Genomic DNA, 11,351 nt, shown 5'->3' on the forward strand with positions numbered 1-11,351 from the left:
CTGAAATTTACCATGCCTCTCCCGCCCGTAACCCCTCTTTCATGCAACAACGCCGCTTCGACATTAAGATCGGGGATTAAACAGTCGCAACCGAGGTTGGGAAACTTCCCGTTGCCCATTGGGAACGGTATGGCCCCTATCCTGTGAGCCTAACCGATGGCGTGTTCCGGATGGCGATCGCCGCTGCTCCAAATCCCAATATTGATGTCCATCTGATGGGAATGAGTATTTTTCAGGTCAATTAATTCGGTGAATCGTCGCTCAGGTATGCAGTGGCTGAGATAGAGTACGGTTGGAACGTCGCACACAGATGTTTACCTGACTCTATCTTGCCTTAGCTCCCTATGGATACTTCTTCGTTAACCATTCATCCTGCCACGGAAGCCGACATTCCGGCTATCCTCGATCTGTACGGTCAGGCTGGCCTAGACGAGGAGCCAATGCCTCTTGAAGACGCGATCGCCCAATGGCGCATCATTTGCTCCTATCCCCACTACGCCATCTACGTTGCCCTTCAGGAGCATCAGATCGTCGGCACCTTTGCATTGCTGATCATGGAAAACCTGATTCATGGTGGACAATCCTCTGGCATTGTCGAATCCGTAGCCGTTCATCCCGCCTATCAAGGCCAGGGCATTGGCAAAGCCATGATGCAAAACGCTATGCAGCACTGTCGGGCGCACAACTGCTATAAGCTCACCATCTCCGCCAATGCGATCCGTACCCATGCCCATCAGTTTTACGAAACCTTGGGATTTCAGAAACACGGGTATAGCTTCCATATGGATCTCCAGTGATGGTCTGCCTCCCCAAAACGGGCGATCGCCCCTATGCTTCGGCAATTGACGTAAGGAAACTCGTTGAAAATCGCCTAATCTTGAGGAGCAGGAACAATCTTATCCAGAGAGGTTCATGATCTTCAGGTTATAGAACCTCCCGCTATCCATTAATGTCAGGTTTTATGTCATGCGTTTACGACTCTCTCCTATTGTTGCAGTTGGCTTAGTTGGTTCCATGCTGGCGATCGCTCCTAGGGTGATCGCAGCGGATACGGAAATCGTCGCCAACAGCGAAGCGTTTGAAAATCGCGAAATCTCAGAAGGGGCCGTTAGCGTCTCGGTTAGCTATACACCCTATGATTTTGAAACTGTCGAAGAATTCACCGATAATTTGTCCTATCAGATCTCCTATGATGGGGTTCCCTACCTCACCGACAGTCAGTCCACCTTCTACAACGGCGTCGTGAGCCTCAACGATTTGGATAACGACGGTAACGCCGAGGTCATTGTTGAAACCTATAGCGGGGGTGCCCACTGCTGCACAACCTTTCTCATCTACTCTTGGCAAGGCAGTGACTTTGCGAAAACCGAAACTGGATTTCTAGATGGTGGGGGTGGCGTCTTTGAAGATATCGATGGTGATGGACGCGCTGAGTTTTCCACCTTCGATCAATCTTTTCTCTACGCCTTCAGCAGCTATGCTGGCTCTTTCCCTCCTTCTCTGATTCTCTCGTTCCAAGACGGGCAGTTTCAGGATGTAACGTTGAACTACACCGACCAGCTTCGATCCACCGCATGGCGCATGTACGAAAACATTCTTCAAGCCGAGCAGCAGGACTATGAAATCAATGGGGTGCTAGCAGGCTACGTGGCTCAAAAAATACGCTTAGGCGAATATGAAGAGGGGTGGGCCTTTATGCTGGCGCATTATGACGCTACAACCGATTGGGGACTGGATATCTACGACGACCAAGGCAACCCCGTTGGACAGTATCCAGATTATCCCACCGCCCTCGCCTCATTTCTGCAAGAACTGGGCTATCTTGACGCCGATGGACAACCCAATCCAGAGGTGGATCGGGCTCCTCATGCCGTCGATGCCGTTGAGCCGTGATCTCTCCTCAAGAGACAATCTAAAAACTGCCACAGACCCATCCGAGATGGAAGAACTTGGTTCTGTAATCACTGTCAGTCAGGCGATTGCCTTCGACAAACAAGCCCCCATTCCTTAATCTCACGGAGTCTACCCATGCGTTACGGAACTCAAGTCATCACCTTAGGACTCGCTCTATTCCTTGGAAGCTGTGGCAGGACAGCCATGACTCAAGAATCAGCCCCTACTCCTGAGCAATCGCCGATCTCTCAATCCCAAGTCTCTCTCCCCAACAAAGCTGAGGTAGAGTCTATCTTGAGGTCTACATCTCAGCCGTCTCCATCATCACCCCATACAGAGCTTGCATCCAGTCCATCTCTCGACCAAGCGTCGAGCTATCCCGAAATTGGCACTCTGATGTCTGCCCAAGCGGGTGACGTGATGTGTTATACAACGGTGCGCGATCGCCAAGGCCAAGAGTTCCCCATTGGTGCCACCTTTGAAATCTGCGATCGCCAAAATGAACTGCTTGGCCAAACCGTGCGCTTCGTCTATTCCGAGGAAACCGTAGCCGACTGCCAAAGTGCCGAACCCTGTGGGCGATCGCGCCAAGAAACCCTTATTTCAGACGCTATATTGCTGGGTCAAACCTGGCAGGTACTCAGCAATGGAGACTGGACGGTCACGGTAGGTCGTCTTGAAAGTTGGGACGGTGTCAATGGAACGGGCAATTTGACCTACTATGGCTGCGATGCCGCAGGCAACTGTCTGTCGCTTACTGATGGCTTTGTCGTCTGCCGTAACGGCGTCTGCAATATGTCCTGGGCCAATGGCAACTATGCCTACACGCTGTCATCCAAGTTGACGGAAACAGGAAACGACCCAACTACGCTGCTTGTATGGGAAAACGGCACGGAGATTCTTCGCGCAGACTCTATGGTGCTAGTCGATTCCAGTGACTCCTAACTGATCGTAAACTTTAGTGTCATCTACAACACACGATCTCTAAAAACGGAGTACTCTAAATAGTAAGGAGATAAAGATTCTCCTTTTTCGAGAAACGGTTCAATTTCACAACACAAGGAGGTCACCATCGATTTCCAGTTGAATTTGTTTCGTGTAGACTCAATAGCATCCAAACAGGTTGTCGATATTTCCTAAAGTGATTAAAAGAGAGTTTTGTCTACTAATTAGACACTCTGCATAGGTTGAACTGATGAAAGGAAATCCCTCGGCTTAACCGTTCTGGGTGTTTCGAGAAACGGTTCAATTTTACAACGAAGGAGGTCACCATCAATTTCCAGTTGAATTGTTTCGTATAGACTCCACAGCATCCAAACAGGTTGTCGATATTTCCTAAAGTGATTAAAAGAGAGTTTTGTCTACTAATTAGACACTCTGCATAGGTTGAACTGATGAAAGGAAATCCCTCGACGTGACCGTTCTGGGTGCTGTTGTTTTGTTTTTATCTTCCGCATTGCAACTATTGCGTTCCATCTGAAGACCTATTTCATAGGCACTATCTACGCAACCTGGTTGACTGATCAATCTTTTTTAGTAGGTTGGGTGAAACAACGGAACCCAACTTTAGCCTATATTCTGTTGGGTTACGCTAGCGCTCACCCAACCTACGAGAGAATCAGGGTTGTGTGAGTTTTGTCAGTCAATCAGCTACGCAACACCTCTTAATGCATTCAGGGGGGTTAAGCGTATCGCGGTATGGGCAATTTAGATCTAGAGCTGACGATCGCCTTTAATCTTTTTGACTCAATTCAAATCCCTCTGCTCGCTTAGTCGGGGTATCGTCTATTCAACCCCGGATATTCCTGCTATCCTATTTGCTCAGACAAAACGCAGCAAGCCAAAGCGCTCGAAGGCGTCTAATCACTTGCTGCACAGATTTTTCGGAGATTATGAAATCTGCTAAAGAGACTTGGATCTCAGGAAATAGAGCAACTATCCTGATCACTAGAAACCGTTGCAGGGGTTTCGACATCTGGAATAACGGTAAAGCGGGCAACGCTAATACCTGAGAGACCGTACTGTTCGCGCAGCACTTGGTTAAAACTCGCGATGATGTTGGGTAGCTGCGTTTCTAGGGTGACGCGCAACTGTTCAGCCTCAGGAGTGGGATTGCCAATCGTTTCAACAGCCATGGGAAAGTACCCCGCAATAGGAATGATTCTATTTTAAAGCCAAAGCGGATCGCCCTATGAAGGCTAGAAAGGTACAGATTTTTAAAGAGATGTATTAGAAATTCACAATGGATCTGCCCAATTCCTATCCTTGGCCGACGTCTGTACCCGAGGCGATCGCCCTACAAACGACCCTGGCACCTCACGTCATCACCCAGGATCAGCTTCCCGCCTTGATTCGGTTGGTGGCGGGCATCGATGCTGGATTTGAGGATAAGGGGCAGACAACCCGTGCGGCAGTCGTGGTGCTCTCGTTTCCAGACTTAGTCCCCGTAGATGAGGCCCTGGTTCGCCAACCCACCCCCTTTCCCTACGTCCCTGGACTGCTCTCGTTTCGTGAAATTCCGGCAGTCTTAGCCGCCCTTGGACAGATTCAAACCGCTCCCGACGTCATCCTATGCGACGGACAGGGAATCGCCCATCCTCGGCGACTTGGCATTGCTAGCCATCTCGGACTTCTGTGCGATCGCCCCACCATTGGCGTTGCTAAATCACGGTTGATTGGCACCCACGCAGACGTGCCCCCCGACAAGGGATCGTGGGTTCCCCTGATGGATAAAGGCGATCGCATTGGGGCGGTATTACGCACCCGCACTAACACCAAACCCCTATACATTTCCCCAGGCCATAGAATTTCGTTGGAAACCGCAATTGATCTAGTCCTGCGCTGCACCCCAAAATACCGCTTACCGGAAACCACGCGCTATGCGGATCGGCTGGCATCTTCGCGAACTCGGAAATCGGCTATGCATCCGTTGGGGTGATGGTGATGGGGCGACTGCAACGGAACCTCCATGACGGTTAACCAGTCATCCTTCTTGATTACTCGCTTCAACTTAGGAATACTCGTGTGAACGGATGGATGGTAGCTGCGTTAATGGGTGCGATCGCCCTTGTTCCAAGCGTTGAGTCCGCCTATGCAAACTCAGATGTAATCATCAGTCAGGCGAATACTGTGACCGCGCCGGATGCCCCTGACGAAGAAACGATTTCCAAGGCGTGGACAGACATTCGTGCGGCTCAAGATGCCGAAACGCCCGATCAAGCCGCATCTTATCTCGTTGAAGCTGCCCAGATCGCAGACCAGATTCAAGATCCAACCCGTCGCCAACAAATTTGGGCGGCGATCGCCACAGAATACGCCGCCATTGGCCAGATGGACGCCGCGATCGCCCTCCTGGATCGCGTAGACTACAACACCTATGCACCAGAGTATTGCTGCACGCCCTTCCGGCTTGAAGTCGAAACGGCGATCGCCCAAGCCTACGCCAAAACCGAACAAATGGACGCCGCTCTCACCTTTGCAGAGTCGATTGAGGCGGAGTTTGCCCGCGCTCAGGTCTTGGAGGCATTGATCGAACAACGGGTGCAGGCTAATGACTTAGACGGGGCGATCGCCCTGCTGGATCGCATCCGTACCGATGAGTACCAACTGGCTCGTGCCCAACACAGCATTGTGCGGGGTTACATTACCAACCACCAGTTTCACGAGGGGTTGGTGTTTAGCCAAACGATGACCAATGCCGATGAGCGATCTGGCGCACTGTTTAACGTAGCCCAAGGTGCGGTGCGAGCTGGAGACTACAGCATTGCGCAGCAGATTGCCCAAGAGATTAGCAGTCCGTGGACAAAACTGGAAGCGTTCCGAATCACGGCGATCGCCTATGCAGGCATTGGCAATACCGATGCGGCTCGTGAGCTGATTGATCAAGGCTATGCCGAACTCCAGGCCATGCCCGACAACCAATCGTTTTCCTATTGGATACGGAACTACGCCGAAATCGGAGCCTACGATGAGGCCATTCGCAGGGCGGAACAGTTGACCATTGCCTACGACCAAGCTGAAGCCTATATCTTCATCGGCCAGGTCTTGGTTCAGCATGGTCGGTTTGAGGAGGCCTTCAAACTAGCCCAGCGGGTAGACGATGGCGAACTTCAGGTGTTGGCGGACTACGAAGATCCGAAGGTGCTACTGCTGAACGACATTGTTAAACAAACCGCTCTCAACGGTCAGTACGACATTGCGATGCAGGTCGCCCGTACCTACGGCCAACCCGAGGATCGAGTGTATGCGCTTCAGGGCATCGCAGAACAGGCGCGGCTGATCGGCAATCCGGATCAGGCCAGCCTCATTCTCCAGGAGGCGTTTGATCTGGCCAAAACGATTGAGAAGATTGGCGACTACGTCGATCGCCACATGTACTTTGAAACCTCCAATGCAGGGCTACTGATGGCGATCGCCGAAGATTTCAGCAAACTTAACGACGCTGAACGGGCGATCGCCGCGCTCAATGCCGCCGTAGAATCCGCGCAATCCTTTGAAGGAACCAACTATTACGACACCACTGAAAGCCAGCTTCGGATCTGGCTAACCCTGGCGCAGAACTATAGCAATCTGCAACAGGCGGAACAGGCAGCAACCGTTCTAGAACTGGCAACGGAACTCGCCAACACCACCGAAGATGGTGGGTTGCGGGCACAGCGGTTGGCTCGGATTGGGCAAGCCTACGGGCGGATGGGGCGTCCGGCTCAGGCGCAAACTCTTCTCAGTGAAGCGTTACAGCTTAGTGCGTCCATCACCGACGGGGCACAGAAACTCGGTACCATGAGTGCGATCGCGGAAGGCTATGCCGTTTTAGGAGACGACACAACCCTTCAGGCGATCGCCCAGCAATTCCTCCAAGCCGCACAATCCCTCCCCGATGCCTACCAACAGAATACGGTTCTCGGTCAAGCGGCTCTTGCCCTTGCTGCTGCCCCAGACCCCACCCTGGCGTTCCAACTCGTCAACGCCATGCCGGATGAGATGCAGCGTGCCCAAGTTCTAGCAGACATTGCCGCGAAATACAGGGCAGCCAATCGCCCGGAACAGGCCAAAACCGCTACCGAACAGTTGACGGATTCCACCGATCGCATTTGGGACGCGTTCCAGCGCGACTCCCTCCTGAGTAGCTTAATTTATAACCAATATGCGGCACCCAGCACCGTTGCTCCCGCCTGGAGTTATGCCCTCGCCTCAGATCTGAACACCATCGTCCACGATCCCAAGGCACGAGCAACGAATGCGTTCGCCATTGCGATCGGCTATGCCCGTCTTGGCGATCAGGAACAGGCTGAGATCAGTCTTGCCTCAGGCTTGGAAGCACTCACCCAAGTGAGCGATCGCGCCACACAGCAAGATGCACTCTGGATCAGTTTGGACGAAATGCTGCTAGCCGATGAACTTGAGTTGGCCGTATCCCTCGTTCGCGGATTTAACGATCCCCAAACCCGGATTGCCATTCTCCGCCGATTGGCTCAATCCTACGCTCAGAATGGCGATATGACCCAGGCCAATGCCGTGATGGATCAAGCGGTGAATGAAGCTGAGGCGATCGCGGATCTGCCCAACCGGATGAGCATTCTCAATAGTCTGAACACTCAGCGCACCGCCTGGTCAGATAACCTCACCTACTCGATTCCGCTCTAAACTTTGAGCAGAGGTCTACAACATCGGAGGAGTACAGCCTTTGCAGCCTGACATCTGGTTCTGTCCCAATGACTGGCGATCGCTGATCTTTCGGCTCGTACTCGCCATGCTGGCCGGAGGGGCGATCGGCTGGAATCGCGAGCTAAAGCGAAAGCCTGCCGGACTACGGACTCACATTTTAGTGACGGTCGGTGCAGCTTTCTTTGTGATGGTGCCGCTGCAAGCGGGGTGCGAAACCCAAAATTCTGATGCCGTCAGCCGTGCCATTCAGGGGGTCGCCACAGGCATTGGCTTTCTAGGCGCAGGCGAAATTTTAGAGAAATCTCGCGCCGATATCACCAAAGTGGAGGTGAAGGGGCTAACCTCGGCCAGTGCGCTCTGGGTATCCGCTGCCCTTGGAATTGCTGCAGGGTGCGGATTGTGGCAACTTACCCTAACTGGGAGCATCCTGACGCTGGTAGTGTTGACGGTGTTTAAACGCATCGAACAGTGGTCCGAACGTCTTCCGAGAGGTCGTGAGTAGCGTCATTAAGGATAGGGATCAGGCTCTTCATTTCTGAAGATTGAACGGGTAGGCTACTGTAGAATCGGTCTAGCATGATCTCGAAGCCGCATTCCTATGGTGACGGCTTGGCGCGATCGCCCCTCTCAATCATCCACGGTTTACTCGTCCACCTCTATGACCACTCTAGCCAACTCTGCGTCTATCTCTACCCCACATCCCCTCGATCCCCTCACCCTCGACGAAATCAAAACCGCTGTCCACATTGTCCGCACCGAAAAGTCCGTGGGTTCCACCTATCGTTTTCCCTGCGTCACGCTCAAGGAGCCATCTAAAGAGTTCATCCTCAGCTACACCCCAGGCGAAACCTTCGAGCGCGAAGCTTTCCTCGTCCTGCTTGATAACGCCACGGGAATCGCCTACGAAGCCGTTGTCTCTTTGAATCAGCAAACGATTAGCTCCTGGACCCCCCTACCCGGAATCCAGCCGAACATCATGGCAGACGAATTATCGGATTGCGAGGCTGCCGTGAAAGCCCATCCTGAATTTCGCGAAGTCCTAGCCAAACGAGGCATCACCGATCTGGATCTGGTCGTTGTTGATCCGTGGGGCATTGGCAATTTTGGCTTTGCAGAAGAAGAGGGACACCGTCTCTCTCGCTGTGTGTGCTATCTGAGAGAAAGACCCGATGGCAACTTCTATTCCCGTCCCATTGATGGCGTTATCCCGGTCGTAGATCTCAACTCAATGCAGGTCTTACGCATTGAAGATTTAGGTACGGTTCCCGTTCCCCCCGACCCTGGTGAGTACGCGGCTCGATTTCAGCCCTCGCTTCGGGACGACATCAAACCCCTCACCATTACCCAATCCCAAGGCTCCAGCTTCCACGTAGACGGCAACCACGTCACCTGGCAGCGCTGGCAGTTTCGAGTTGGATTTAATCCCCGTGAGGGACTGGTACTCTACACCATTGGCTACGACGATCAGGGAAAGGTACGCCCCATTCTTTACCGAGCATCGATGGCGGAGATGGTGGTTCCCTACGGTGATCCGCGTCCCCAACACTTCCGCAAAAATGCCTTTGATTTGGGAGAACACGGCGTTGGACATTTAGCAAACTCGCTTAAACTGGGCTGTGATTGCCTGGGAGAGATCTTCTATTTTGATGCCGTCCTCACCGATAGTCGCGGCGAACCCTACGTGTTGGAAAACGCCATTTGTATGCACGAAGAGGATTTTGGCATTCTCTGGAAACATACGGACTGGCGACTGGATGAGGTAGAAGTGCGGCGATCGCGTCGTTTGGTCGTCTCGTTTATCACCACCGTAGACAATTACGAGTATGGCTTTTTCTGGTATTTCTATCAGGACGGCACGATTCAGTATGAAATTAAACTAACGGGGATCTTACTCTGCGGTGCATTGGCTGACCAAGGCAAATACGGAACCCTCGTTGCGCCCGAACTCAATGCCCTCAACCACCAGCATTTTTTCTGTATGCGGCTCGATTTCGACCTTGATGGACAAAACAACTCCGTCTACGAAGTCCACACTGAAGCCGAACCGATGGGGGAAACGAATCCCTTTGGCAATGCGTTCTACGCCAAGTCTCAACGATTTGAAACTGAACAAGAAGCGCAGCAGATCATCGATCCCCTTACGGGTCGATATTGGAAAGTTCTCAATGAGTCGGTTCACAATCGCCTAGGCCAACCCGTTGGCTTCAAGATCATTCCGGGTGAGAATGTTCTCCCCTTCGCCCATCCCGATTCGCCCATCCTAAAACGAGCAGGCTTTATGACGAAGCACCTCTGGGTCACGCCCTTCCACGAGGATGAAAAATATCCAGCCGGAGATTATCCCAACCAGCATCCCGGTGGAGAGGGGCTGCCGAAATGGACCCAGGCCAATCGGGCGATCGCCAACACCGACATCGTGGTGTGGTATGTCTTTGGGCATCATCACATTCCCCGTCCAGAGGATTGGCCGATGATGCCAACTGCCTATTCGGGTTTTATGCTGAAGCCATTGGGATTCTTTGATGCCAATCCAGCATTGGATGTACCGCCTTCAAAAGGCGCTTGCCATTAAAGTTCTCCTCTTGAGGGCAGGTTGAGCGTGGGTGTTCGCTGGAATACCGGAGAGCCCAGCGATACCTGCCCGTACAAAGATTTGTGCTTTAAGACTTTGCGGATGAATCTTGGGGATTTGCTTCCAGCCAGTCAAAGATACGATCCAGTTGCTCTAGGGTGACTAACCCATACTGCCACAGCACCATTGGCAGCAGATTTGGCGTGTGGCCTTCGTGGCGAAGTGCCATTTGGATAGAATCATCGGAAATACAAAGGTCATCCCGCAGAAAGTGGATTAACCTCGCAATCAGGGAGGATTGGTTGAACAACATAGAATCATTCCGTGAGTGAGTTGCTTCCTATTCAGCCAGAGTCTGCTCAAACTCACTTCACTCTTCTGTATCACCCAGTTGGGTGGTTCTCAAATCATCCTCAGTGTGCCACAGCCCCGTCCGGAATGACCGTACTCGACCCTGTATGCATTGCAGCATCCATCTTTCAGCTCGGTTCTCCCCTTTCTTAAGGGGGCTAGGGGAGATCTAGCCGAGTTTTGTAATCTACTGTATATCTTTAGCTGCTGCGTTGATCACTGTAGCCTTGCATATTAGATCCCCCGCTTCCTCTAGTCCCGTACTGAGCGTTCATCCACTTCTGCCAGGTGCTTAGGGGCATGGGTTGTGTGGTGATTGTCATTGTACTTCCCTTATCTCGACCTATAATGGGGCGTCAACGGTATAACCTTGAAACGCTCCCCTTAGTTTCCTGACTGAGCATGCAAGACAAACTCCACCGATGCCTTCAACGCCTTCAAGCCCTGAACGGCGAGTATGAAATCGGACAAAATATGCGGGTTGAGTTAGAAACCAAGCACGCTAACTTCCACAACCTTGGAGCATTAGGTCACTTTCAGAGACTGTAATTAGGGAATAGGGAAAAAATACCGGATTACTTAACACTGTCCAGCACTCGTAACACTGCGAACCGAACCTAATATGACCCGCAAAATTATTCAGACCGATCACGCACCTGCCCCTGTAGGCCCCTATAATCAAGCGATCGCTGCTTCGGGACAACTACTGTTTGTCTCGGGTCAGATTCCCCTCGATCCGGCAACCGGAAGCCTCATTGGCGATGGCGACATCGGTGCCCAAACCCAGCAAGTCCTCACCAATCTAGAAGCCATTTTGACCACAGCAGGAGCCACCCTAGATGACGTCGTCAAAACCACCGTATTTCTAGCC

Annotated in this window: 11 protein-coding genes; 8 read left to right on the plus strand and 3 right to left on the minus strand. The window is 52.2% G+C overall.

Annotation, left to right across the window (positions count from 1 at the left end; translation table 11 throughout):
• Positions 1-149 precede the first annotated feature (149 nt).
• Complete coding sequence (locus tag IGR76_11430) at positions 150-308, minus strand: hypothetical protein (protein MBF2079100.1); 159 nt, start codon at positions 306-308, stop codon at positions 150-152.
• Between the two features lie 36 nt (positions 309-344).
• Between IGR76_11430 and IGR76_11435 the strand changes: the two genes are divergently transcribed.
• The 3 genes from IGR76_11435 (at position 345) to IGR76_11445 (ending at position 2,838) form a co-directional block, all read left to right on the plus strand.
• Complete coding sequence (locus tag IGR76_11435; protein ID MBF2079101.1) at positions 345-797, plus strand: GNAT family N-acetyltransferase; 453 nt, start codon at positions 345-347, stop codon at positions 795-797.
• A 169-nt stretch (positions 798-966) separates the two neighbouring features.
• On the plus strand, positions 967-1,893 hold the full coding sequence (locus IGR76_11440) for a hypothetical protein (GenBank protein MBF2079102.1): 927 nt from the start codon (positions 967-969) through the stop codon (positions 1,891-1,893).
• Positions 1,894-2,028: 135 nt separating this feature from the next.
• Complete coding sequence (locus tag IGR76_11445; GenBank protein MBF2079103.1) at positions 2,029-2,838, plus strand: hypothetical protein; 810 nt, start codon at positions 2,029-2,031, stop codon at positions 2,836-2,838.
• A gap of 974 nt (positions 2,839-3,812) precedes the next feature.
• On the opposite strand, the gene IGR76_11450 is transcribed toward IGR76_11445, so the two are convergent.
• On the minus strand, positions 3,813-4,028 hold the full coding sequence (locus IGR76_11450; GenBank protein ID MBF2079104.1) for a hypothetical protein: 216 nt from the start codon (positions 4,026-4,028) through the stop codon (positions 3,813-3,815).
• 107 nt (positions 4,029-4,135) lie between these two features.
• Between IGR76_11450 and nfi the strand changes: the two genes are divergently transcribed.
• The 4 genes from nfi to IGR76_11470 all read left to right on the plus strand — a co-directional run bounded on the left by nfi (position 4,136) and on the right by IGR76_11470 (position 10,129).
• The gene (gene nfi / locus IGR76_11455) at positions 4,136-4,831 is read left to right on the plus strand and encodes a deoxyribonuclease V (protein ID MBF2079105.1); all 696 of its coding nucleotides are present in this window, start codon (positions 4,136-4,138) and stop codon (positions 4,829-4,831) included.
• Positions 4,832-4,929: 98 nt separating this feature from the next.
• Complete coding sequence (locus IGR76_11460; GenBank protein ID MBF2079106.1) at positions 4,930-7,536, plus strand: hypothetical protein; 2,607 nt, start codon at positions 4,930-4,932, stop codon at positions 7,534-7,536.
• Positions 7,537-7,642: 106 nt separating this feature from the next.
• On the plus strand, positions 7,643-8,059 hold the full coding sequence (locus IGR76_11465) for an MgtC/SapB family protein (protein MBF2079107.1): 417 nt from the start codon (positions 7,643-7,645) through the stop codon (positions 8,057-8,059).
• A gap of 156 nt (positions 8,060-8,215) precedes the next feature.
• Positions 8,216-10,129 carry a primary-amine oxidase gene (locus tag IGR76_11470; GenBank protein MBF2079108.1) on the plus strand — a complete coding sequence of 638 codons (1,914 nt, stop codon included), beginning with the start codon at positions 8,216-8,218 and terminating at the stop codon, positions 10,127-10,129.
• Between the two features lie 88 nt (positions 10,130-10,217).
• Here the strand turns inward: IGR76_11470 and IGR76_11475 are convergent, their stop codons facing one another.
• The gene (locus IGR76_11475) at positions 10,218-10,442 is read right to left on the minus strand and encodes a DUF2949 domain-containing protein (GenBank protein MBF2079109.1); all 225 of its coding nucleotides are present in this window, start codon (positions 10,440-10,442) and stop codon (positions 10,218-10,220) included.
• 660 nt (positions 10,443-11,102) lie between these two features.
• Here IGR76_11475 and IGR76_11480 point away from each other — a divergent pair.
• Positions 11,103-11,351 (plus strand): RidA family protein (locus IGR76_11480; GenBank protein MBF2079110.1); only part of this gene is annotated, 249 nt, incomplete at its 3' end.

It is taken from the genome of Synechococcales cyanobacterium T60_A2020_003, from assembly GCA_015272205.1.
GTDB lineage: Bacteria > Cyanobacteriota > Cyanobacteriia > RECH01 > RECH01 > JACYMB01.

Excerpts from the sequence above, each read along its gene's own strand:
- IGR76_11435 (MBF2079101.1), top strand. The coding sequence starts at position 345 with ATGGATACTTCTTCGTTAACCATTCATCCTGCCACGGAAGCCGACATT.
- IGR76_11440 (MBF2079102.1), top strand. The coding sequence starts at position 967 with ATGCGTTTACGACTCTCTCCTATTGTTGCAGTTGGCTTAGTTGGTTCC.
- IGR76_11445 (MBF2079103.1), top strand. The coding sequence starts at position 2,029 with ATGCGTTACGGAACTCAAGTCATCACCTTAGGACTCGCTCTATTCCTT.
- IGR76_11450 (MBF2079104.1), bottom strand. The coding sequence starts at position 4,028 with ATGGCTGTTGAAACGATTGGCAATCCCACTCCTGAGGCTGAACAGTTG.
- nfi (MBF2079105.1), top strand. The coding sequence starts at position 4,136 with ATGGATCTGCCCAATTCCTATCCTTGGCCGACGTCTGTACCCGAGGCG.
- IGR76_11460 (MBF2079106.1), top strand. The coding sequence starts at position 4,930 with ATGGTAGCTGCGTTAATGGGTGCGATCGCCCTTGTTCCAAGCGTTGAG.
- IGR76_11465 (MBF2079107.1), top strand. The coding sequence starts at position 7,643 with ATGCTGGCCGGAGGGGCGATCGGCTGGAATCGCGAGCTAAAGCGAAAG.
- IGR76_11470 (MBF2079108.1), top strand. The coding sequence starts at position 8,216 with ATGACCACTCTAGCCAACTCTGCGTCTATCTCTACCCCACATCCCCTC.
- IGR76_11475 (MBF2079109.1), bottom strand. The coding sequence starts at position 10,442 with ATGTTGTTCAACCAATCCTCCCTGATTGCGAGGTTAATCCACTTTCTG.